The following is a 23,905-nucleotide window of genomic DNA, read 5'->3' as shown; positions in this document are numbered from 1 at the left end:
CCCTTTTTCAATGTTACCTGGAGGGCAGGTGAGTCCATCGTTGGCTATTGTCGCTGCGGCGCCAGAATATGTTTCCGCAGCGGAAGAACTATCCGCTCAGTTAGATTACCCCCTCCTTGGAGCTATTTCTCCTGCTGATGTGATCGACTTTCCCCAAGTGTTGTGTCTCGGAGAGCAACTGCAGTTATGTGCGACCGGGCGTAAAGCAGCCGGGCCAGTATGGGTGGATTTTGTTGCTGGAACACTTGCTCATCGCCGCAAGTATGGCGGCGGTAAAGCTCAACCAGTAGCAAAAGCTGTTGGTCTGCGTTCTGGCTTCCATCCCAAAGTCCTCGATGCCACCGCTGGTTTGGGTAGAGATGCTTTTGTTCTGGCGGCGCTGGGATGTGAGGTGCAGATGCTGGAGCGCAATCCGGTTGTTTTCCAATTGCTGAAAGATGGAATACGCCGGCTGCGACAGGCGTCTATCGGGGATGCTGAGTTGGCTGCAATTTCTGAGCGAATGAGCTTGGTGGATTGCTGTACGGCGGCGTCAGAGTGGCTCGCGCTGCAATCGGAGGAATCCATCCCTGTTATTTATCTGGATCCGATGTTCCCTGCGCGGGGGAAAGCTGCCAAGGTCAAAAAGGAAATGGCTGCCTTCCATCATTTGGTTGGGACTGATGAGGATGCGGATAGCTTATTGAGCCCTGCCTTGGCGGCCTGCTACTATCGCACAGTAGTTAAGCGCCCTAAGCTTGCCCCCTATTTGGCTGACATGAAGCCCAACCTTTCCTTGGAGGGGAAATCCGGCCGCTTCGATATCTACACCAAACATGGGGTTCCAGGCTAACTGCCATATACCGCTGCCCTAGCCGATTTCTCCTTGGGTGAAAGATGGTGTGGGCACCGACTTGCTATGAATTCTATGTTTCCATAAGTCCGTTGCTAAAAGGGCGGCTTATGCCTTGGTAGCGGCACCTCTGTTATCCCATCTATCCCGCAGACTCCCACGATAGGCTTTGCTTCTTTGTACTGCCGCAAAAATATTGCACTCCAGGGAGGTCCCATCAGTGCGACCAAAAGGGAGCAGTGCATCGAGCACCCCGGATATTGCCAACAGAAAGATGTTTTCTGTGGTTGCTCTCGGGCTCCTAACTGCCGCAACGGTCGTTACCAGCTTGCGTACCCTGCCGATGATGGCGCAAGAAGAAATGACGATGTTTTTCTATATCGGCTTTGCGGCATTGTTGTTCTTGATTCCTGCAGGGCTCGTGTCGGCAGAACTTGGCAGCGCCTTTTCAGAGCGCACTGGGGGTGTCTATACCTGGGTTGGTGAGGCCTTCACCCCGAAGGTGGGTTTTGTCGCTATATGGTTGCAATGGATCGAGTGCATTGTTTGGTATCCCACAGAGTTGGGTTTTGCCGCAGCGGCGGTGGCTTATGCGGTGGGCGATAATACCATCGCCCAGAATACCTACTATATCGGTGGGTTTTGCATCCTTGCCTATTTGCTAGCGACCCTGATTGCTCTTACTGGAACCCGCTTTCTGGTAAAAGTGGCACAGTTTGGGTTTCTGGTGGGTATCATATTTCCCTGCTTGATTTTGATTGTCCTGGCTGTTTGGTGGGTGGTGAGTGGTAATCCTATTGGCTGGGAGACCTTGACCGACCCGGAAGTAGCAGTGCGTCGGGATGGTTATGATCACCCGCGCTGGTTTCCCCATATTAACGGCTTGGGGGCGATTGCTTTTCTCGGGGGTATATTACTTGCCTTTGCTGGTGTGGAAGCACAGGCCACGCATGTGTCGGAACTACGTGATACCCGTCGAGGATATCCAGCTGTAATCGCCATCGCCGCCGTTATTTCCATCCTGGTGTTCACTCTCGGCGCTCTCTCTATTGCTGCAATTTTGCCTTATAAAGAGATATCTGTAGAAACTGGCTTATTTACAGCTTACGAAAGAGCTTTTGGGCAGCTACTTGGGATTCAATGGCCCGTGCAAGCACTTTCCTGGCTAATTGGCTATGGTGCACTAAGTGGTGCCTTGGCATGGTTGGCTGGCCCCAGTCGAGGGCTGCTGGCTACGGCCCAGGATGGGATGTTGCCGCCCTGGTTTCAGCGAGAAAACCGGGTGGGTGTACAAAAAAATATTCTCCTTGCACAGTTTGTAGTGGTAGCGGCAATCTCGTCCATTTATATTTTAATGGATAATGTATCTACAGCTTTTGTTTTGATTTCAGTGATGGCTATTAGCTTATACATCATTATGTACATAATGATGTTTGCTGCGGTTATTCGGTTACGGATCACGCAACCAGAATTACCTAGAAGTTTTCGTATCCCCGGAGGGCTGCCAGGGGTTTGTATTGTTGCCGGAATAGGCTTAATTTCCGTTGTTTTTGCCTTGGTAGTTTCATTTTTTCCACCAGAACAGCTCACGATAAAAAATCCTGTAACTTATGTTGCTCTCAACCTGGGTGGAATTGCTATAGCGATCACCGTTCCCTTGTTAATTTTCTATTTTCACAATCCCTCCTGGCGGGGGGAGGGTGGCCATCAACAGCAGTCATTTTCTGATATTGATGAGTGAGCCGGAGGTAGGTAGTGAAAGAGCAATCTCCATTTGATAGGTTCTTTGACGAATACAATGAAGATATTCCAGAAAAGCACTTTCCCCGGTGTAGTATTTCAGCTGAGGCTGCCGAGGCTATCGTAACCAGTGAAACCTGGGCTGACGCAAAGCCTGCGATGAACTTATCTTCGTTTGTCACAACTTTTACTGAGTCAGAAGCATTTGAGGTCGCTAAGAAACATTATCTGAAGAACTATATTGATCACGACATGTATCCACAGCTGTTTGCGATGGAAGCGCGAATGGTTCGCTGGTTACACAACCTCTGGAATGGACCTGAGGGAGTAGAGCCATACGGCGCAGCGACCATAGGCTCGTCAGAGGCCTGCATGTTGGCTGGTTTGGCGCACAAGTGGAATTGGCGTAAGAAGAGGCAGCAAGCCGGCAAAGACGGCTCAAAACCTAACCTGGTTACCGGAGCCAATGTGCAGATCGTTTGGGACAAATTTATGCGCTACTTTGATGTGGAGCCGCGCATAGCACCGTTAAAGCCTGGTCATTACCGCTTTACCAGTGAACATCTGGATGAATTGGTCGATGAGAATACCATCGCTGTTGTCGCTATCGCCGGGCAAACCTTTACCGGTGAGGATGATGCATTTAGGGCGATTCAAAACTGGTTGGATAAGTATGAAGAGAGAACAGGAAACGATATCCCTATGCATATTGATGGGGCGTCGGGAGGATTTGTTAATCCATTTCTCTATCCGAATTACAAATGGGATTTTCGTTTGCCAAGAGTGAAATCTATCAATGCCTCCGGGCACAAGTTTGGCTTGGTGCCGCCGGGATTGGGGTGGATAATTTTTCGTGAAAGAGCAGTTTTTGATGAAGACTTGATGTTCTATGTTAATTACCTGGGAGGGGAGATGCCTACAGCCACATTGAACTTTAGCCGAAATGCATCGCCGGTTGCCTACCAGTATTACAACTTTATACGTCTAGGCTATGAGGGTTACAGGCAGATTATGCAGCACACCTTGGAGAATGCGCAGACTCTTCGTCAACTTCTGGTGGCCAGTGGGTACTTTGAAATAATGAATAAAACCCAGAGAATCCCGGTTGTTGCCATGACCCTGAATAAAAAATATAAGAATTTTAATGAATATGATATATCCAATAAAGTACGTGAGCGGGGATGGGTTCTTTCTGCCTATTCGATGCCGCCAAACGCTCAGTCTGTAAACTCTCTGAGAATTGTTGTTCGCCCTCATCTCAATCAGAATGCAATCAGTGGCCTTGCAAAGGATATTATCCATGCTTGCGATTGGCTGAGTGAGCATTGTGGTAATGCAACTCCGCCCAAGTTGCATGACCCGCAAAAAGTGGCCCCCAGTAAGTGTTAATTCTTACGGGACTTTAACGATCCTTGCATTCAATGACTGGGTAGATAAGAGGGCTATTTTGGAATCTCAGAGGCATCTTTGACAACCCTAACATGCTGCATCATGCCCCCATCCTCATGATAAAGTAAGTGGCAATGCAGAGGATACTTTCCGGTAAAATCCTTGAAACGAGTACGGAATTTGACATGTCCATGGGGCGGTACTTGAAAGGTGTCGCACCAAAACGGTAGTTTGAGTGTGTGGTGCATGGGGTCTTCTCCAACCACCTCGATAACATAATACGGATTAACATGAATATGGATTGGGTGGGGGAATTCACTTTCATTAACCAAGGTCCACTCCTCTACTGCATCAAGCTCTACGTAATGATTAACCACTTCACATCCTTCGAATGGTGAATGGTCAATACTGACATTCAGCCCGCGATAATATTTTTGAGGGTCATCAAGCGTGTTGGCCTGGAAAGTGAGTCGACGTGTATTGGTGATCTCATCATCTGTAATAGGTTTCAGTAAGTCCACTTTAAAACTGCTGGGGAAGGGTGGGGGTGCACATCTGGCGGGTGGTTTGCTGGGAGCATAGATTGCCGTTCCGATTTCCTCTCCCTGGGCAATAGCGATAACAAAAAGTGGACTGTTGTTATGGTACTTATAATGCGGCATTTGTTGGAACTCAATCGCATTATTGTAAATGTAAAAATGAGCTCCCGGAGTGGCAGCTTCACTGATTTTTAAGAAAAGGGAAGCTCGATTAGCGGGGCCCAGGCTTACTCCGTCTTGTAGGCGGTAGTCATCAGTAGGGTTTCCATCAAACCCGTAGATGTACATTTGCGCGAACCAAGGGCAATCGATATCTATCGATGTCCTGGTGGTAGCATTGAGAAGTCTCAGATTGAGAAGCTCACCCACCGTTGCATGAATGATAGGGCAGTATTGTCCGTTAACGGTAATACAGTATTCACTATCTGGGAACTTAGCGACCTGGTGTTGATCCTCTACTTTTCCGTGCTCATCTACGGCAATATTCTGGAAGACAAGAATATGTTCCTTAACTCCCATTGCCTCAAGTTCATCGTCAAATTCATCCCTTACGATTAGGGCACCTGCCATCCCGCTGCCGACTTGTATAGCGACAGAGCCGTGCTTATGGGGGTGGTACCAGTAGAGTCCTGGGGGTTGGTCCTTGGGAATGTCGTATTTGTAGGTATAACTTTCCCCTGGTTTGATCTTCATGCAGACATTGTCGGCCGGAGATTCTGGGGAGACGTGGAGCCCGTGAGTATGTAAGTTGTAGGTATTGAACTCATGGGGGAAGTTTATTGTAGCGGGTGTATTAAGGGGGTCTTCCTCTGGCAGCAGGTTGTTTGTCTGGATAGTAAGGTGGCTATCAGCGCGAATTTCAATGGTAGGGCCTGTAAGTGTGAAACCTGCTTCTTGAGTGATTGATGATGAAAATACACGGGTCCAGGTTGGTGTGTCATGGGTTTTGTAAAAACTGAAAATGTTATTCTTTTCGTACTGTACATCAAGTTTAAGTTCTAATTTTCTATTTTCTTTATCCATTGAGTAAGCAGGCGGATTTTTTATTGGTTCTAGAAAGGAAATATGCTCTCTATTGCTCACTGTTAACTCCGAGGATTTTGTGGGAAGCGAGATTGGTAAGAGGTACTTTATGAACGAATATCAGTTTAGATTCTAAGGCGAGATTATTTGTGGAATTGCTCGCCATATGATCGTTAATTGAGAGGCAAGTTAGGGTAGCAATAATCCTTCTGCAAAATTCATAATAATTCTCGCGACTTTGTTGGGGTGTGCCTGAGCAATAAAGTGCCCACCAGGAATATCAATGACATTGAGGTTGATGTATATCGCAGATATATCGATGACAGCTTTTTTACTTACAAGTCGATCTCTATCCGGGCGGATGTAGACGGCAGGGATTTCCAATCTTTGGGATGGTTGGGAAATCGAGGCGATATTGTGAAGCCTTTGCTTTAGTTTGCCTCTGTTGGTGTTTAGTAGGGCGTTATAGGTGCTGTCAATGAGTATGTCACTGCCTTTGCCATTGAAACCAAAAAAATTTAGTGTGATTTTGGTTAAAGATGGGCAGTCTATAAGCGAGATTGGAGCTAGTTGTGCTGCCTTGGATAGCAGCGAAGGAGAGCTTATAAAGCTAGCTATAAAGGTAATGCTTAAAATTTTCTCGGGAGCTAAGAGGGATAACTCATATGCAATTCGTCCTGAATAGGACTCAGCAATAATGTGAGTCTTCTCATTGAGAAAGCTCTTGGCGATTGATTGAGCTTGAGTCAGGTAACTATCCCCTGGGAGCTTGGAAAGGCAGATAGTTTCGGTTGTCCATTGCTTTGGTAGTGCCTTACTCAAACCTGAAAACAGTGTTCCTGTTCCATCAAGTCCTGGTAGAAGTAAAACTTTCAATTCCGAATATCCTGCTGGAATTTCCTATTAATTGAATATTAACATGCTTATGTTGAGTATTTCTCTATATATGACATTCAGCCAGGGTAATTCTTCTTGATGTTTGTACGGGACAAGCAATCTGGTAGTGCCGAAAGGTGAAGTTTTCTATCGCATGAGGTGGTTTGAGTTGCTGTGAAGGCTGTTGGGTGTGCATGTTTTAGATAAAAATAGTTTCTTTGATTTAAGCTTCTAAATATATTTAATTATTCTAATGGATATTTATTTATACTAATACGTTATTTCTAGTTATATCGATAACGAAAACAGAATTGCTAGGCCAATAAGTTGTCTAGGTGGGTAAGTATTAGAGTTCGTTAGTGTAACTTAATGGCAGGCCTAAACGTAGCTAGAAAGTTAATTGAAAGTTATTTGGTCAAAGGGAATATGGCTCCCCAAAGTGTTATCGAGCTTAAAATTGACCAAGGGAGCCTCTGAATAACTCCGTAATGCCTCTGCGGGTCTTGAAGGCTGCAGATGTTAGGCGCAGCTCGCCGCGAATGGCCGTAGCCCTTGGCAAGAGCTGCAACGCAGCAGCTGTGGCCTTCAAGGCCCGCCCTTCGGGGCTTGCAGAGCGATTCACACTCCGCGTTGCGACTTCTTGAAAGGTCTAGACATTCCTGCGAAGCCGCGCCTTGATTGTGAACCGCTCTGCATGCCAGAGGTATCATGGAGTTATTCAGAGGCTCCCAAGTCCTCAGTGAGGATGCCACCGGCACGTTAGTGATGTTGGAGCTTGAAGCTTTGGGGGCGAGGCAGGTGAAAGCAGAAATCTGTGCTCAGTATGTGGATCACAATGTATTGAGGGCAGATCATAAGAATGGTGATGACCATGTGTTCCTGCAAAGTTCCTGTCGTAACTACGGGATATGGTACTCGCGACCAGGAAATGGTATTAGTCATCCTGTCCATATGGCTTGTTTTGGTATCCCCGGTAAAACCCTTTTAGGTGGGGATAGCCACTCATGTGCTGCTGGCTCGTTAGGTATGTTAGGAATAGGAGCCGGAGGAATTGAGGTTGCGCTTGCAATGATGGGATTTCCGCTTTCTCTGGTAATGCCAACTATTTTGGGGGTGCGTTTAGAGGGGGAGCTACAGCCATGGGTAAGCGCTAAAGATGTTATTTTGGAGCTTGTACGTAGATATACATTGAGAGGTTGCTGGAACAAGATCGTTGAATATCACGGCCCTGGATTGGCAAACCTTACAGCAATGGATCGTCACGTAATCGCCAATATGGGGCAGGAAATGGGGGCCGTAACAAGTGTCTTTCCTGCTGATGATCAAGTGAGGCTTTTCTTGCGGCAGCAGTCGCGCGAGAACGACTTTGTCGAGTTGCTTGCCGATAATGATGCAACCTATGATGAAGTTGCAACTTTAGATCTATCGAAAATTGAACCAATGATCGCTTGCCCCTCGCGGCCGGATAAGGTTGTTAAAGTTCGTGAAGTTGAAGGTAGGCCAGTTTCTCAGAGCTATATAGGTTCTTCGGCTAACCCTGGGTTGCGTGATTTTTCCATTCCCGCCCGGATGGTAAATGGTCTCTTTGTACCGCACGAGGTTTCTTTAGATATTAATCCCGCGTCGCGCCAACTACTTCATGAGCTGACTCATAATGGTGACCTTGAAAAACTACTTGGTGCAGGGGCTTACTTGCATGAAACCGGCTGTGGTGGCTGTATCGGTATGGGGCAAGCCCCAGCTAGTGGGCACAATAGTCTTAGAACTGTGCCGAGAAATTTCCCTGGGCGTTCGGGAACTAAAGAAGATAGCGTCTATTTATGCAGCCCAGAAACTGCGACGGCCAGCGCCCTGAAGGGAAAAATAACTGATCCCAGAAATTTAGACATGGATTATCCGGTATTTGAAGAGCCTGAACATCTAATGGATATGCGATCACTATTGGAGTCACCGCAGGAAATACCAGTGAAAGTTGAGGTGAGAAAGGGCCCCAACATTAAGCCTTTGCCAGTTTTGGAAAAAATGTTAAGTGTGATCGAAGGCCCTGCGCTTTTAAAGCTGGAGGATAATGTTTCAACCGATGATATTATTCCCGGAGGTGCGGATGCTTTGCCTTATTGGTCAAATGTTCCAGAGTTAAGCCGCTTTGCTTTTTCAAGTGTAGATGAATCTTTTTATCAGCGGGCTTTGAGCACCAAGGAGGATATATTTCTTATTGCTGGCAACAGTTTAGGTCATGGGTCGAGCCGGGAGCATGCCTCAATTACATTGCGATACTTGGGAGTGCGCTGCGTCATAGCCAAAAGTGTAGCTGGACTCTATCGCAAGAATCTTATTGACCACGGAATTCTCATTTTAACATTTTGTAATCCAAGCGATTTTGACGCCTTTAGTAAAGATGATCAACTTCAATTTTATGATCTCTCAAGCTGTACAGGGGGTAACAAGATGCTAGAGCTGAGAAATGTGACTAAAGGTATTAGGATTTGGTTGGAAAATGACCTTTCTCAAGAAGAAATTGAAATAATTAAATTTGGAGGCCGCATCAACTATATTAAGGGGTTGTTGAGAAGGTCTCTGGAAGATATGGGCTCATTTTAACAGTGTGCAGGGTGGTGTGGGGTTGGCTCTCCACGCAAAATACTTGCTTGTATTTTTTAGAGCGGTATTTTTAATTGTGAGTTGGCAGTTGATGTATAGATTAAAATTTAGGTTGGCTTTTGATGAAGTTCTACTCGCTTGGTGAGGCTAGAGAGAATATTATTTTCTGCTAGTAGTTTTTGCTACTGCAATTGACTAGTTTGAATGTGCAGGATCTCTTGTCGTTAAAAGTTTGTCTCAGGTTATATATCAATAGATCTTTGTGTTAAAGTCCCTGTCGTCATGATGGTCAATTTAAGGGGTTGAGATCGCTCACCTACCATTGCTGCTGATGTCAAGCGCAGAGATAATTTCATCGTATCTTGCTTTAGAATGGTATCCATAATCTAAGTTGAAATCTTTTGATAGAGAATCATTAAAGGTCTTGGCCAGTTCGAAAATCTCCATCCTCTTTATATAAGTTTCACTGTAAAGTTTATTGATGAGAGTTTTGTGGGCTCCGTAGATGTTATTCTCTTGGGGGACTAAAGTATATATAGGTTTAGATAGGGCAAGGGCCTCAGAAATCATTGATGAACTGTCTTCGGTTATAAAGACAGCTTCACTTGCACCGAGTATTTCTTCGAGGCTGGCATTGGGGGCCTCATAATCTAGCAAGTTAAAGCATGTATCAAATGGCATGTTGCTTTCAATTAGCTCGGCCACATATTTAGGGGTTCTTCTTGAGGTGCTAATTAGCCATGATATGTTTTGAGAAGTCGCTATTTTTTTTAGCTCTTCTATCAAGTCTATATAATCCTTCCGTGTGTATTTATAGCCGCTTCCATTGCCTCCGATAAGTAAAGTATAAAAGGGTTTGTGGTGTTTCTTCTTTAAGTTGTCGCCCAATGCTTTGCATAAATTTACATCTATGCGGCTAAATGGAAGGTATTGCCTAGATTTCTTAATGTCCTCTTTGGTAGATAGGGTTAGAGAGAAGTCGGTTTTCCTGAAGCTGTAAATATTTCCTATGGCAATATTCATGCATTGTGTTTTTTGGGTTAGTGCAACGTTCGCAGCAACGCTATTCCCACCAAAGGAAATAATTAGATCTGGTTTTCTTTTGAAGGAGGGGTTTCTGTGAAAGAGCATGATAAATTTGTGTGCGTTTCTGGCGAGATGTCGAGTCAATAGTCTTATTGGTTTATTTAGGGCCTTTAAAACTGGTTTACTGGTGGTGATTTCATAAGAATATTTGCCCTTGGAGTGACGGGAGAGTAGCTGGTATAGCCCCAGTGAAGGACTGAGATGGCCCGGTTTTCCATCGTAAATAATTAAAATGTGCATAACCTTACTTAATGGTTTGAGAAATGTTTCTAGGGGGCTCTAAGTGAATAGGAGTACCCTAAATTGATTATTCTCAATTTTCTGTAGATGGAGTTTCTATACTTAGTGGCTGAGATGGAGAGTCTCAATTTGCAGATTTAAACTTACAATCTACCTTTGGTTTGTTATCGACTTCTGATGCTGCAGAAAGTGGTCTAGCCCTTGCAGCATGATGTAGGTGTGAGAAGGTGTAATTTTGAAATTATTTCTGATCATATTTTTACTTCTTCGGTATAAATAGGGCTCAGATACTATGGTACTGCTGGAATTTTCTTAACAACAGTTAGGATTTTGCCGATATTCCAACGAAAAATGACACATTCAGAAAAAGTAAGTGGCCTTATTCAAGCATTAAATTTTTTACTGTTGGGGGAAATATGTAATAAAAATATCTATTTTTAATCAGGCAAGCTCTCCCTGAGCATGGTAGAGGTAGGTATGGGTGTTATCAATTATTTATGTAGAAGTTCAAGGCATAAATGAACTTGTTGGGCCTGGTATTACCTAAATTGGATTTATGTTAATGTTGGACTCTATTTATTGGGCTAAGAAATAGGTTAAAGTCCATATTTTAAGGCTAGGTTGTTTGGTTAGGTGAGTACCCCAAGTATGTCTATGTTTCAAAAACTCAAAGCGTCAATAGGTATTGGTGCAGCTAAAGTTGATACAGTTCTACAAAACTCTGAGCAAGTTCAGGGTGGAATCATTGAAGGGGCTATCCATATCATTGGTGGTGATATCGACCAGCAGGTGGATGCTATAAGTTTAAAGCTCTGCACCGAGATCAAGGTGGAGACCGATGAAGGGGTAAGCCATGAGCGTTTTGTACTGAATGAATTACAGGTACAGGACCCTTTCACTATTGGCGCTGGAGAGAGCCTGGAAGTTCCTTTTCAGTTGGCGTTGCATGAAGAGACGCCAGTTACTGTTTTAAACACCCGTAGAAATAAAAGCTATGTGTGGCTGGAAACTTCCCTGGATATTGATTTTGCGCTGGATCCGAAAGACAGGGATCCCTTGCGGATAAGACCTTTGCCCGTTGTAGAGAAGGTACTTTCCATGATCGAGGAAAGTGGCTTTAAAATGGTAAAAGCGGATGTTGAAAAGGGGCATTTGCGTGGAAGCAATTTTGTCTCCCAGTCTGGATGCTACCAGGAGATAGAGTTTAAGAGTAGTGGCTTGTTGGCTTCAAAAGAGATTGAACTCTCCTTTATCGTTGATGGTGAACAGGTGCACTGTTTGGTTGAAATTGATCGCAGATTTGGTCTGCGGGGCGATGAATATCATTCGTTTTCATTAGCACATGATGCGAGTGATAATGAGGTTGTCGCAGCGGTTCAGTCTATTTTGTCTCTATAGATGAGCTGATCCATAGAGCCTGGCGGCACTGAGCTGCCGGGCCCTTAGGGGCAAAAGTGTTCAAGTAAAACAGTATACTCTTAGTATCAACTGCCGCCAGGTTCGTTAGTGATTCAGGAGGGTTTCTTAATGAGATTGGGGGGGGAGCATAACAGGCAGAGTCAATATCATAAGCTTCTGGCCATTTATAGAGAGCAATTACAAAGTAAAAATGCATAAAAGTTGCTGTTATCGCTAAATTTTCAGCTTAGCTTGGCCCTACGGTATTGTTACGCTTCTGGCCCGGAATCAAAGGGTTAGGTTTCCATAAACCACTTCGGGGGAATCCATGAGCCTTCAAAATATGTATTTCCCCACTTGGCGATTGCCTGAAGAATCGGTAAGACATCCTTGCCTTTCTGTGTTAGCAGGTACTTATATCGCTTAGGCTTTGATTGATATTGTTCCCTCACCAATATTCCCTCTGCTTCTAGCATTTTTAATCTTTCTGCTAGTCTATTGGTTGGTATTTTCTCTGGTGAGTCAGCTAGCTCGCTATAGGTCTCTTTACCACACAGTAAGTCTCTTAGAATAACTAATGTCCATTTATCGCCGAATACGTCCAGTCCGTTCACGATAGGGCATCCCGAACGTAAAAATTGATTATCAGGACTCATGCTCACACTCTTACTGCCAGAAAATGAAATACTAGCCTAGTTACTTGCGAAATTGAAGTTATTGATTTAGGCTAAGGTTACTTCAACTTCGTAAGTAACGGGAGAAATCTATGTCCAAAATATCTGGAGAATGCCTGTGCGGTTATATTAGTTATTCTTGTTCCGAAGAGCCGGTAATGGCGGGGCATTGCCAATGTACAGATTGTCAGAAAATTAGTGGGGCTGGACACATCGCTAACATTGCTATTCCTCGCGGAAGCTTAGCCATTAGTGGCGATCTTGCATTTCATGAGAAGCAGACAGATAGCGGCAATACAGTAAGGAGAGGTTTTTGCCCTCGCTGCGGTTCGCATATTTATGCGGAAAATAGCGGTATGCCGCAGTTTGAATTTATCCGCGCTGGAAGTCTTCATGACCTGGAGCAATTCAACCCGACAATGGTGGTATATGCTGGTAGTGGCGCATCTTGGGATTATATGGACCCGGAATTACAAAAATTTGAAAAAATGCCAGAAATGTGAACTTAACAATCAAAAGTAGGGGATGCAGCGCACAGCTGTTTTTGGGTTGAGGAAACTTCTGAAAATCACATTTCTCTCAATTTATCTCCCTGCAATCCCCATGACTCGCTGCTTACGGGCACAAAAAAGTAACTCATAAGAGTGCCTTTGAGAGCAGTGGTTTGTTGACTTCTAAAGAGATTGCCCCATCGGTTCAGTCCATTTTGTCGCGATAGTTGGCCTGCCTCCAAGAACCCAGCGGCCTCTAGGCTGCAAAGCTCTTGGGTTTTGGCTTTTACAGAGTGTCTATTAGGCTTTGAGGGATTCCTCCCAGTTATTAGCCCATTCCCTCAGTGGATCAAGGGTTTCCATTAACGAAACTCCCAGATCTGTCAGTTGATATCCATTCGTACACTTATTAATCAATTTAGCTTCGCTCAACTGTTTGATTCTTGTATTTAGTACCGAAGGGGACATGGCATCACACTGGGCTTGGAGCTCCCTGAAGCTCCGGGGTGTGTTCCTCAGTTCCCACAGTATTCTCATATTCCATTTTCGCCCGAGCAGATCGAATACAGCCATAATGGCTATGCCGCTAGTCGAGCCTCTGACAGTTTTTTTCGGTAGAGGAGTTGTCATGGTTCTTGCGCTTCTAAATTAGTAGCGTTACAGTTGCTACGAAATCAGTAGCAATCTTATAGTGTTTTTAGAGAAGAGGGAATGGGTATGTTTTTAGTGGATATGCATTTTAAGGATATGAAAAAGCTAACCCCAGAACTGACTGCGGAGCATAGGCTTTATCTGGAAGGAGAGTATAAGTCTGGAAGTTTGCTCTTTGGAGGAAGGAAAAATCCCAGGACTGGAGGGGTTATTGTTTCTCGCCACAACAGTGAAGAAACATTGCGGAGAGTGCTTGATGAGGACCCTTTTATAAAAAGTGGAGTTGCAGTTTATTCGCTAACCGAATTTGAGCCTGTTATGGCCTCTGAACAGTTTTTACACCTTCTAAAGATGAGTTCGCATTAACAGTCTTAAGAGTGAGCTCAAAGACGGAGTGCCATCTCATTAATCCCTAAATGTTTTGAGGGGAGTTTGGTATGTGGCTTTGAGGGGGATACCATAGCCTGGAAGGCAGATGAAGCTCTTCAGGCCACATGTAACTTGATTAATCTTAAGTATCGTCTAGTTAGCACTATTGCCTGAAGAAAGGTACTTGATGGCACCATTAAATTAAATGATGCCCGATCATCAATCTCCGATGGTTTCCATTTAAACTACTGCTTGGGGATTATCCTCTATCGCCAAGGTGGAAAGATTTGCTATCTATTAGATTGGTGGAGGCTATTTCTGCAAGCTTAAAGTGGTGTAAAGAGTTGATATATAGCCCCTAAGGAGGGGGGAGACGTTATGTTTTTAGTGAACTTGAATTTCCCGGATATTAAAAAACTGACCCCAGAGTTAATGGCGGAGCATGTGAGCTACCTGGAGGGACACTATAAATCGGGAGACCTGCTTTTTGGGGGGGCGAAAGAGCCTAGAACTGGCGCGATAATTATTTCACGTCATCCCTCTGAGGAAGTGCTGCGAAAGGTTCTGGAAGAAGACCCTTTCACAAAACATGGGGCGTCGACATTTACGATTACAGAGTTTGTACCCGTTATGGCTTCAGAGGAATTTTCCAGCCTCTTGAAAGAACCCTAGATCGGGTTCCTTCGAGGCTTGTGTTACTTCTTACTCAGACAATCTTCGGTCGTGTTATTCGCTAAGGTCTGCGGTGATCACCGAATCAGAGAAGCTCTGATAAGCGGCTTCAAAAGTCTGCGACATGGCATCCGGGAAGAGGTGAAAATCCCCATTTTTTAGCGCGCCAACAATTTCCTCAGCCACTGCACTGGGGGATTCTCCGTCCTCCAGCCCAGCCTGTTTGGCCATATCGGTTTTGATGGGGCCGGGGTGAACACTCAAAACTTGTACGCCTCGCTCCTGAAGCGTTTCTCGAAGTGCCTGGGTAATTGCATAGCTGGCGGCTTTGGATGCGGAATAGGTGCTAACGTGTGGGAAGGTACGCAAAGATACTACCGAATTCATTTGTACCAGGGCGCCTTTGCTCTTTTCCAAATGGGGGGTGAATGCCTTGGCTACACGGACAAGCCCAAAGGTATTCACCTCCAGTTCCTGCTTAAGTGAGTCCTCCACATGGTCGCTAAGCGGGTCTGCGGGCGCAAGTACCCCGGCATTGTTCACCAGAATATCCAATTCCTGAATCGCCTTTGCCGCCGCCCCTACACTTTGGGCTTTTGCCACATCGAGTTCCAATGTGATTACTCTGTCGCCATATTTTTCTGTCAGTTCTGTCGTTGTCTCCGGGTTGCGAACGGCCAGATAGACTTTTTTTGCGCCACCGTCGAGAAAGCGCTCGACAATTGCCTTGCCAATTCCGCGGTTTGCTCCAGTTACAAGGGCAGTTTTTCCTTCGATTGAAATGCTCAATTCCGTTCTCCTGTGAAGGGTTGATCAATATTGTACCGATCGGTAAGGTTTGAGCTAAGTCTTACCGATCGGTACAATATTGTCAAAACAATTTTTGGGAGATTGCCAATGGCGGGACGCAAGCCGGAGTTTGATAAGGCGCATGCGCTGGAATCAGCAACGAAAGTCTTTTGGAAAAAGGGCTATGTGGGCGCCTCAATGGCTGACCTGACCAAGGCTATGGGGATTAATAAGCCCAGTCTGTATTCTTCCTTTGGCAATAAAGAGAAACTGTTTGTTCTTTCATTGGGGCAATACTTGGATAGATATGCCAAAGATCGTATGCAGTTCCTAACGGAAGAGGGAGTGCCGTTGCGGCAGCGATTGCATAGTTATTTGCTGGCTACCGTTAAAGGACAGGCCGGGGAGGGAACCCCGAGGGGTTGTTATCTGGCGTTTGGATTATCAGAAACTGCCGGTGACGCTTTGCCCTCTGATGCCATTGACGCTTTAAAAGCTGCTGACGCAGAAGCGGTAAAGCAACTGGTTGACTTGTTTCGTTTTGATAAAGAGTCCCAGGCTATAGGGCTTGATCGGCGTGCCGAGGAGTGCGCTATGTACCTGATTACCCTGCTGCATGGCACAGCATCGGTATTGCGATCCGGGCGAGAACTCAAGGAGGTGGAACCCTCTTTGGAGTTTGCACTTAATGGATTGGGGCTGGAGGCGTGATGGAAGTGGAAATTTAGACCTCTGAGTATTCAGAGGTCTAAATTGAGCTTTAGAAGCGGCGACGGAACATGGGCAGCGGTTGGTCGACCCCTGTTTGGTAGCTATCGCCAAAATCGCTCATCGAGTCTTTAAGGCTTGCCAGAGGCTGCTCGCCTTCAAATGCGTAGGCATTGAAGCCGCAGCGCTGTAAATAGGTCAGCTGGTCTCGCATAAATCCGCCTACTGCGCGTAACTCTCCGGTAAAGCTGTAGCGCTCGCGCAGCATACGGCCGGCGGTAAAGCCCCGACCGTCGGCAAATGCTGGGAAGTGCACGGCAATTACCGGCAATTTGGCGGCTTTTTCCGCAATCTGCTCGGCACCTTCTTCACTGTCCAGCCAAACACCGACTTCGTCACTGCGGGATGACAGCGCATCGCGATGTGCCAGCCACTGTCGCAGTGGCAGGATAATTTTGCCGGAGGGCAGGGTGCTTGGGTCCAACTCCTCTCCAGCTTCCAGTTGGGGTACCAGCTGCCATTCGTTGGTCTTTACTTCACCATCGATGATCAGTTCTGCAGGGTTGCCCGGCTGTGGGCCCAGTTTAGCTGGCTTTGGCATAAACTCTCTCCTTGAAGGGCTGAAGGCCGATGCGGTTGTAGGTGTCGATAAAGGGCTCTTCCGTTTGGCGCTGCTCGACATAGAGGTCGAGGATTTTGCTGATCACGTCTGGCACTTCAGCGCGGGAGAAACTGGGGCCCAATACTTTGGCCAGGCTGGCCTCGTTGGATGCACTGCCGCCCAGCTGAATCTGGTAGAACTCTTCCCCTTTTTTGTCGACGCCGAGGATGCCGATATGTCCCACGTGGTGGTGGCCACAGGCATTCATGCAGCCAGAGATATTGAGGTTGAGATCACCCAGGTCGTACAGGTAGTCCATATCGTCAAAGCGACGCTGGATGGCTTCGGCCACCGGGATGGACTTGGCGTTGGCAAGTGAGCAGTAGTCACCGCCGGGGCAGCAAATCATATCGGTCAGGGTGCCGATATTCGGTGTGGCGAAACCGTGCTTGCGGGCCTGTTGCCAGAGTTCAAACAGTTTGTCCTGTTCGACGTCTGCGAGTACCACATTCTGGTCGTGAGTTACCCGAGCTTCACCAAAGCTAAAAGTATCGGCTAGATCGGCAAGAGCCTCCAGTTGGGCATCGGTTACATCACCTGGGGGTACACCAGTGGGTTTGGTGGACAACTTAATCGCGCGATAACCGGGTACCCGGTGAGGGTAGGTGTTGCGTTCAAGCCAGCGGGCAAAGGCTTTGTCGCTGTCAGCTTGTTGTTGCAGTGCAGCTTCAGCAGCTGATCCGTCAAACTCGCGATATTCTGGGGCTGTGAAGAAGGATTTAGCCCAATCCAATGCTTCCTGGGTTAACTTTTCAGCGCCGTCTTTAATATGTTGCCACTCTTCTTCCACGCGGCGGCCAAACTCTTCCGGGCCGAGGGCCTTGACCAGAATTTTAATGCGCGCTTTGTACTTGTTGTCGCGGCGACCCAGCTGGTTGTAAACGCGGACAATCGCTTCAAGGTAAGAGAGCAGGTCTTCTTCCGGCAGGAAGTCGCGGATGGTCTCGGCAATAACCGGTGTGCGGCCCTGACCGCCACCTACCAATACCTGGAAGCCAATCTCTTCACCGCGCTTGACGATCTGTACACCGATATCGTGTACGCGGATGGCCGCGCGGTCCTGTTCTGAACCACTGACCGCGATCTTGAACTTGCGCGGCAAGAAAGCGAATTCCGGATGGAATGTAGACCACTGGCGAATCAACTCGCAGTAGGGGCGCGGGTCGGCAATCTCGTCGAGCGCAATGCCGGCGTAGGGGTCCGAGGTGGTATTTCGGATACAGTTGCCGCTGGTTTGTACCGCGTGCATTTCCACTTCCGCTAGCTCATCGAGAATAGCGGGTACATCTTCCAGCTGCGGCCAGTTGTACTGGAGGTTCTGGCGCGTAGTGAAGTGGGCGTAGCCTTTATCGTAGTCGCGGCTTACGCGGGCGAGACGGCGTAACTGGGCACTGTTGAGCAGGCCGTAGGGAACGGCAATACGCAACATGGGGGCCAGTCGCTGAATATAGAGGCCATTTTGCAGGCGCAGCGGCAGGAATTGCTCCTCGCTCAACTCGCCGGCAAGGTAACGTTCCGTTTGGCCGCGGAACTGGGCTACGCGATCGTTGATGATGGCGCGGTCCCGGTCGTCGTATCGATACATAACAGCTTGATTCCATTGCCTTTGTGCGCTGATGGTGGAGAAAGGGGCGGGCCCCGGACGATTCTCCGCTGGCGCATAACATACCAGCGCTCTTATGCAATAAATAACAATATTTTCCGCTATATCTGTAACCAACAGTTATAAGAGAGATTTATCAGCATAATGCTTGTCTGTTGTTGCAGATTCGAGGAGCGTTGCAGTAATGGCTATCTATGCCGTCCTGTCTGTTTTTTAGCCGCAACTTACCTGTTGAGTGTAGCGACTCCACTTCGGGGCCCTGGCAAATCGACGCTAATTCGGTTTGCTGTGAATTGATACCGCCTCTCAGTTTACTTGCGGTGATATAAAGTGCGAATCGCCAGTCACATATGAGGCTGGTTAGTGGCTAAGTCAGTGAGTGAATTCCTAAAAAAATATAAGAGGTAAGCGGGATGGCTAAAGATATCCTTGCGGCGATGATTGAGTTTGATGATTCATCAAAGTTTACTGGTGTGAGTAACAGTAATTTCGATGTGTTTGAGGGGGCGTTGGCTCGCGCTAAAGCCATGATGCAAGAGTACTCCGACGATAAATATATCAAGATGTTGGTTGCGCCGGAGCATTACTTTTCAGGGTATGCCTCTAAAGCAAAAACTAATCACATCGACTCTTTAAGCAAGGGCTCCAAGAGTGATATTTATTCCGGCCTGCGCAGAGCTTCCCGTCAGTACCCGAACATTCTGATTGTTGCAGGGACTATTGCTTACACAAAAGGTGGTGGATGTTTTTCTTCAGCATCTTACTTGAGCATTGCTCCTATCCTGGCCGGTGGCAATTTCCTGCTGAAGAAGTATAAAGTTGGCAATGGTAAGTATCAGACGGATGACGCTTTCTCGACCAAGGCAAGTGACAGTACTTTTTCGTACAAGGGCTTAACTTTTGGCATTGATATTTGCTTGGATCATAACAATAGGGTTCTAAAAAACTCGCTGGGTGGTAAAACTGTCGATGTACATATTCTGATTTCCGATGGCTCAAGCCCGAGTCCAGGTTCTCTGGCGACGAACAAGAGTGGTGGTGGAGCCGTGGTATTTTGCAATATGACGAGTGTTAACAAGGGCAAAGGTGTTAATGGAATTATGTCAGTTTCCCCAAATAAATGGGGCAATCTGAATGTCGATGTTAACAGCCGTACACAGGTTGCTAAGACTGGCCAGGCTCTCACCGGAGGGTTTCATATCGCTCTCTATTCCGGGCAGGCGTAGAGTGGCAGTTGGGTTGGTAAGTTGTTTGCCGGCCCCGCCTTGCAACTGATGACTTGATTTGCTCTACTTGGGTTGCCGCATCCAGCGGCCCAACTACTTTAAATAACAATAAAGAACGATCGGAGAGATTCGATGAATGATGAAGTAGCTGTAGTTTCTGAAGACGATAATGTAGTGGATGCAATTGCTGCTGTAGCACTGGTCGCAATTTTCGTAGCCACCTGTGTTTTTTGGGTGGCCACGCGCTAGCCCGCCGCTGGCCCGGAGTTGTGTAGTCCCGGGCATTAGCATTTCGCTCAGCTTATTTGTGTAGCTGCTCGCTGATGAAAAGCACTTTGCGATCTTAGCCCATATTGCCGAGTACTATTTTCACAATAAGAGCCAATCCGATTACAAATACGGCGGTAAAAACAACGCCGGCAATAACGTACGTCATAATACTACCGCTTTGAAAATCCCTTTCGCGGTTTTTATCACTCTGCACGCCAATTGCGGCGGCCAGGGTACTGACTACCACCTGGCCGAAATTGGGTTTTTTCGCTTTCTTATTATTATCTTCCACAGGCTCACTCCTCGAGGTTAGGACGTAGCCAGCGCTCCAATTCCGGTTCGCTGACCCCTTTTCGTTTAGCCAGGCTTTGCAGCTGATCCCTGCCGATTTTGCCCACATTGAAGTACTTTGCCTGGGGGTGGGCGAAGTACCAACCGCTCACCGCAGCTGCGGGCATCATGGCAAAGTGCTCGGTAAGGCTGACGCCTGCATTTTGCTCCGCTTGTAGCAATTTGAACAGGGTAGCTTTTTCCGAATGATCGGGACAGGCTGGATAGCCCGGGGCTGGGCGGATGCCCTGGTAGGCTTCCTTGATCAGCTCCTCATTGCTGAGGGTTTCGTCTTCGGCATAGCCCCAATATTCTTTTCGCACCAAACGGTGCAGTGTCTCAGCAAAGGACTCTGCCATACGGTCTGCCAGGGCCTTTACCATAATGGCGTTGTAATCGTCGTGCTTGGCTTCGTAGGTGTCTGCCAACTGGTCTGCGCCGATGCCAGTGGTAACCGCAAAGCCGCCCACATAGTCTATTTGGCCGGACTCCAGCGGCGCGACGAAATCTGCCAGGGAGCGGCACAGGCCATCGCCACCGCGTTTCTGTACCTGCTGGCGCATATGGTGAAGGCGAGCCAGCTCTTCACTGCGGCTTTCATCCTTGTAGACGATGATATCGTCGCCGACGCTATTGGCGGGCCATAGGCCGAATACGGCCCGTGCGCGCAATAGCTTTTTATCGATAATCTCTTTCAACATACGCTGGGCGTTGTCGTAGAGATCGGCTGCGGCTTCTCCCACAATTTCGTCTTCAAGGATTGCCGGGAATTTACCCGCCAAATCCCAGGAAATAAAGAAAGGCGTCCAGTCCATAGTGTCGAGCAGTTTCTCCAGAGGGAAATCGTCGATCATGGTAAGGCCCAGCTTGTTGGGTCGCGCTGGCTGGTAGTTTTTCCAATCAAATTCCGGGGCAGTATCCCGCGCTTCCTCGTAGGTTAAGCGGGTGTCATTGCGCTTGCGGTTGGCGGTGCGGGTGCGCACCTTGTCATACTCTGCCTGGATTTTTTCCACAAAGGCTGGGCGCAGCTCATTGGAAATCAGGCTGCTGGCCACGCCTACGGCGCGGGATGCATCGGCTACATACACCACCTGGTTGCGGTGGAATTGAGGATCAATTTTTACGGCGGTATGGGCCTTGGAGGTGGTGGCTCCGCCGATCAACAATGGGATATCGAACCCCTGGCGCTCCATCTCGGCGGCTACGTGAACCATTTCATCCAGGGATGGGGTGATCAGGCCGGACAGGCCGATAATGTCACACTCCTTTTCCTTTGCAGTTTGCAAAATGGTTTCCGCTGGCACCATCACGCCGAGGTCGATCACTTCATAGTTGTTGCAGGCCAGCACCACGCCCACGATATTTTTGCCAATATCGTGCACATCCCCTTTAACAGTGGCCATCAGGATACGGCCGTTGGAGCGGCTGTCTTCGGTTTTTTCCGCTTCAATATAGGGTTGCAGGTAGGCTACCGCCTGTTTCATAACCCGGGCGGATTTCACTACCTGGGGCAAGAACATTTTCCCTTCGCCAAACAGGTCTCCGACGATATTCATACCGTCCATCAGTGGACCCTCGATCACATCCAGTGGGCGTGAGGAACTTGCGCGGGCCTCTTCGGTATCTTCCTCGATATAGTTGTTAATGCCTTTCACAAGGGAGTGTGCCAAGCGCTCCTTCACGGGCAATTGGCGCCAGCTAAGGTCCTCTTTGCGTGTGGCACCGCCGCCATCCCCTTGGTATTTGGGGGCAATTTCCAGCAGGGCTTCAGTGGCATCCGGGCTGCGGTTGAGGATCACATCCTCAACTTTTTCCCGCAGCTCCTCTGGGAGTTCGTCGTAGACCGCCAGCTGCCCGGCGTTCACGATACCCATATTCAGGCCGGCTTTAATAGCGTGAAACAGGAATACTGAATGAATGGCTTCACGTACCGGATTGTTGCCCCGGAAAGAGAAGGAAACATTGGAGACGCCGCCACTGATCTGGGCACCGGGCAGGTTTGCGCGAATCCAGCGGCACGCCTCAATAAAGTCCACCGCGTAATTATTGTGTTCCTCAATACCGGTGGCGACAGCAAAAATATTTGGGTCGAAAATAATATCGGTGGGATCGAAGCCGACTTCATCGACCAGCACATCGTAGCTGCGCTTGCAGATCTCAATTTTGCGCTCGAAAGTATCCGCCTGGCCATCTTCATCAAAAGCCATCACCACCACAGCTGCACCGTAGCGCAGGCACAGTTGAGCCTTTTCGATAAACTCCTCTTTGCCTTCCTTGAGGCTGATGGAGTTCACAATGGGCTTGCCCTGGATGCATTGCAGGCCGGCCTCGATCACCTCCCACTTGGAGGAGTCCACCATAAATGGCACCTTGGCGATATCCGGTTCGGTAGCGGCAAGGTTGAGGAAGCGGCGCATAGCGGCGAGTGCATCCAGCATCGCCTCATCCATATTGAAGTCGATTACCTGCGCCCCATCTTCCACCTGGGCGGCAGCCACTTGCAGGGCGGTGTCGTAGTCCTCTTCAAGTATCAGGCGCTTAAATCGGGCGGAGCCAGTGACGTTGCAACGCTCGCCCACATTGACGAATAGGGCGTTTTCATCGGCGACAAATGGCTCCAGTCCGGACAGGCGCAGAGCAGGTTTTATTTCCGGCTGCTGTCGTGGGGGTATATCGGCCACTGCGTCGGCAATTGCACGAATATGATCGGGGGTGGTGCCACAACAGCCGCCGAGGATATTAATAAATCCGCTGCGGGCAAATTCCGCTACGATTGCGGCGGTCTGCTCAGGGGTTTCGTCGTATTCGCCAAACTCATTGGGCAATCCCGCGTTGGGGTGGGCGGAGACATTAGAGGTACAGGCGCCCGATAAGGCTTCCACATAAGGGCGCAATTCGGTGGCGCCCAGGGCACAGTTGAGCCCCACAGAAATTGGCTTTGCGTGGGCAACGGAATTGTAAAAAGCTTCGGTCGTTTGGCCGGAAAGGGTGCGGCCGGAGGCATCGGTAATGGTGCCGGAAATCATAATTGGCAGTTCGAAACCCAGCTCCTCAAAGAGCTGCTGCATGGCATAGATAGCGGCCTTGGCATTGAGGGTGTCAAAAATGGTTTCGATTAAGATCAGGTCGCTGCCGCCTTCGACCAAAGCGCGGCCCGCTTCTACATAGTTTTCTACCAGTTCATCGAAAGTGACATTGCGTGCCCCTGGATCATTGACGTCTGGTGAAATACTGGCGGTGCGGGAAGTGGGGCCGATGACCCCGGCTACCCAGCGCGGGCGCTCTGGGGTAGAGAGTGCATCTGCTGCACGGCGCGCGATCTCTGCGGAGGCCCGGTTGATTTCTACCACCAGGTGTTCCATATCGTAATCAGATTGGGACAGCTGGGTTGCGTTAAAAGTATTGGTTTCGATAATGTCCGCGCCCGCCTCAAGGTACTCCCGGTGAATCTTTTCGATCAGCTCCGGGCGGGTCAGGCTGAGCAGGTCGTTATTGCCTTTCAAGTCGCGAGGGAAGTCGGCGAAGCGCTCACCCCGGTAATCGGCCTCTTCCAGCTTCTCCCTCTGGATCATCGTCCCCATAGCGCCATCCAGGATCAGGATACGCTGCGCAAGCGCGGCATTAATTTGCTCGAGACGTTGGTCGCGGGACTGCTGGGACATTTACCAATCCTTATATTGTCGATCTTTAGCCGATGGTGGGAATGGCGCCAATCTTAGCACAGTCACGCCCACTCA

General features: G+C 48.1%; 20 protein-coding genes. 10 read left to right on the top strand and 10 right to left on the bottom strand.

All coding sequences use genetic code 11. From position 1 onward, the window contains the following. The first annotated feature begins 28 nt into the window (after positions 1-28). The 3 genes from ACJJI5_RS14515 (at position 29) to gad (ending at position 3,961) form a co-directional block, all read left to right on the top strand. Entirely contained in the window at positions 29-832 is an 804-nt protein-coding gene (locus tag ACJJI5_RS14515) for a class I SAM-dependent methyltransferase (RefSeq protein ID WP_445354432.1), read from the top strand. A 220-nt stretch (positions 833-1,052) separates the two neighbouring features. After that, a complete protein-coding gene (locus tag ACJJI5_RS14510) occupies positions 1,053-2,573 on the top strand; it encodes an amino acid permease (protein ID WP_445354431.1) in 1,521 nt (506 codons plus the stop codon). A 14-nt stretch (positions 2,574-2,587) separates the two neighbouring features. After that, a complete protein-coding gene (gad, locus tag ACJJI5_RS14505; RefSeq protein WP_444897583.1) occupies positions 2,588-3,961 on the top strand; it encodes a glutamate decarboxylase in 1,374 nt (457 codons plus the stop codon). Positions 3,962-4,014: 53 nt separating this feature from the next. Here gad and ACJJI5_RS14500 read toward each other — a convergent pair whose 3' ends face one another. Further along, the gene (locus ACJJI5_RS14500; RefSeq protein WP_445354430.1) at positions 4,015-5,583 is read right to left on the bottom strand and encodes a multicopper oxidase family protein; all 1,569 of its coding nucleotides are present in this window, start codon (positions 5,581-5,583) and stop codon (positions 4,015-4,017) included. A 129-nt stretch (positions 5,584-5,712) separates the two neighbouring features. Continuing rightward, the gene (locus ACJJI5_RS14495; RefSeq protein WP_444897581.1) at positions 5,713-6,399 is read right to left on the bottom strand and encodes an alpha/beta fold hydrolase; all 687 of its coding nucleotides are present in this window, start codon (positions 6,397-6,399) and stop codon (positions 5,713-5,715) included. A gap of 708 nt (positions 6,400-7,107) precedes the next feature. Here ACJJI5_RS14495 and ACJJI5_RS14490 point away from each other — a divergent pair. Next, positions 7,108-9,000 (top strand): aconitate hydratase, encoded by a 1,893-nt coding sequence (locus tag ACJJI5_RS14490; RefSeq protein WP_445354429.1) that lies wholly within the window; start codon positions 7,108-7,110, stop codon positions 8,998-9,000. A 312-nt stretch (positions 9,001-9,312) separates the two neighbouring features. Here ACJJI5_RS14490 and ACJJI5_RS14485 read toward each other — a convergent pair whose 3' ends face one another. After that, positions 9,313-10,326 (bottom strand): ELM1/GtrOC1 family putative glycosyltransferase, encoded by a 1,014-nt coding sequence (locus ACJJI5_RS14485; RefSeq protein WP_444897579.1) that lies wholly within the window; start codon positions 10,324-10,326, stop codon positions 9,313-9,315. Between the two features lie 648 nt (positions 10,327-10,974). Between ACJJI5_RS14485 and ACJJI5_RS14480 the strand changes: the two genes are divergently transcribed. Then, positions 10,975-11,724, top strand: coding sequence for a sporulation protein (locus ACJJI5_RS14480; protein ID WP_445354428.1), 750 nt, complete (start codon positions 10,975-10,977; stop codon positions 11,722-11,724). A 296-nt stretch (positions 11,725-12,020) separates the two neighbouring features. Here the strand turns inward: ACJJI5_RS14480 and ACJJI5_RS14475 are convergent, their stop codons facing one another. After that, positions 12,021-12,380 (bottom strand): winged helix-turn-helix transcriptional regulator, encoded by a 360-nt coding sequence (locus tag ACJJI5_RS14475; protein WP_445354427.1) that lies wholly within the window; start codon positions 12,378-12,380, stop codon positions 12,021-12,023. Positions 12,381-12,490: 110 nt separating this feature from the next. Here ACJJI5_RS14475 and ACJJI5_RS14470 point away from each other — a divergent pair, with 110 nt between their 5' ends. Next, positions 12,491-12,901, top strand: coding sequence for a GFA family protein (locus ACJJI5_RS14470; RefSeq protein ID WP_444912850.1), 411 nt, complete (start codon positions 12,491-12,493; stop codon positions 12,899-12,901). Positions 12,902-13,189: 288 nt separating this feature from the next. Here ACJJI5_RS14470 and ACJJI5_RS14465 read toward each other — a convergent pair whose 3' ends face one another. After that, entirely contained in the window at positions 13,190-13,462 is a 273-nt protein-coding gene (locus ACJJI5_RS14465; RefSeq protein ID WP_444942548.1) for a winged helix-turn-helix transcriptional regulator, read from the bottom strand. Positions 13,463-13,606: 144 nt separating this feature from the next. Between ACJJI5_RS14465 and ACJJI5_RS14460 the strand changes: the two genes are divergently transcribed. Then, positions 13,607-13,906, top strand: a complete 300-nt coding sequence (locus ACJJI5_RS14460) for a YciI family protein (RefSeq protein WP_445354426.1) — start codon at positions 13,607-13,609, stop codon at positions 13,904-13,906. A 381-nt stretch (positions 13,907-14,287) separates the two neighbouring features. Beyond that, positions 14,288-14,581, top strand: coding sequence for a YciI family protein (locus ACJJI5_RS14455; RefSeq protein WP_444897576.1), 294 nt, complete (start codon positions 14,288-14,290; stop codon positions 14,579-14,581). 54 nt (positions 14,582-14,635) lie between these two features. On the opposite strand, the gene ACJJI5_RS14450 is transcribed toward ACJJI5_RS14455, so the two are convergent. Further along, positions 14,636-15,370, bottom strand: coding sequence for an SDR family oxidoreductase (locus ACJJI5_RS14450; protein ID WP_444917368.1), 735 nt, complete (start codon positions 15,368-15,370; stop codon positions 14,636-14,638). A gap of 108 nt (positions 15,371-15,478) precedes the next feature. Between ACJJI5_RS14450 and ACJJI5_RS14445 the strand changes: the two genes are divergently transcribed. Then, a complete protein-coding gene (locus ACJJI5_RS14445) occupies positions 15,479-16,081 on the top strand; it encodes a TetR/AcrR family transcriptional regulator (protein WP_413665502.1) in 603 nt (200 codons plus the stop codon). 49 nt (positions 16,082-16,130) lie between these two features. On the opposite strand, the gene ACJJI5_RS14440 is transcribed toward ACJJI5_RS14445, so the two are convergent. Together ACJJI5_RS14440 and ACJJI5_RS14435 are read right to left on the bottom strand one after the other, a co-directional pair. Further along, positions 16,131-16,679 carry a DUF934 domain-containing protein gene (locus tag ACJJI5_RS14440; protein ID WP_413665503.1) on the bottom strand — a complete coding sequence of 183 codons (549 nt, stop codon included), beginning with the start codon at positions 16,677-16,679 and terminating at the stop codon, positions 16,131-16,133. Beyond that, entirely contained in the window at positions 16,663-18,324 is a 1,662-nt protein-coding gene (locus tag ACJJI5_RS14435; RefSeq protein WP_445354425.1) for a nitrite/sulfite reductase, read from the bottom strand. Before ACJJI5_RS14435 ends, ACJJI5_RS14440 begins: the two co-directional genes overlap by 17 nt. A gap of 431 nt (positions 18,325-18,755) precedes the next feature. Between ACJJI5_RS14435 and ACJJI5_RS14430 the strand changes: the two genes are divergently transcribed. Beyond that, entirely contained in the window at positions 18,756-19,568 is an 813-nt protein-coding gene (locus ACJJI5_RS14430) for a carbon-nitrogen hydrolase family protein (RefSeq protein ID WP_445354424.1), read from the top strand. A 343-nt stretch (positions 19,569-19,911) separates the two neighbouring features. Here ACJJI5_RS14430 and ACJJI5_RS14425 read toward each other — a convergent pair whose 3' ends face one another. Then, positions 19,912-20,130, bottom strand: a complete 219-nt coding sequence (locus ACJJI5_RS14425) for a DUF2970 domain-containing protein (RefSeq protein ID WP_413665506.1) — start codon at positions 20,128-20,130, stop codon at positions 19,912-19,914. 4 nt (positions 20,131-20,134) lie between these two features. Then, positions 20,135-23,830 carry a methionine synthase gene (gene metH, locus ACJJI5_RS14420; protein WP_445354423.1) on the bottom strand — a complete coding sequence of 1,232 codons (3,696 nt, stop codon included), beginning with the start codon at positions 23,828-23,830 and terminating at the stop codon, positions 20,135-20,137. Positions 23,831-23,905: the final 75 nt, after the last annotated feature.

It is taken from the genome of Microbulbifer maximicatervae (SeqCode) (genome assembly GCF_052467955.1).
Note: the sequence above shows the minus strand (reverse complement) of the source record. Positions and strands in the feature narration are given on the sequence as shown.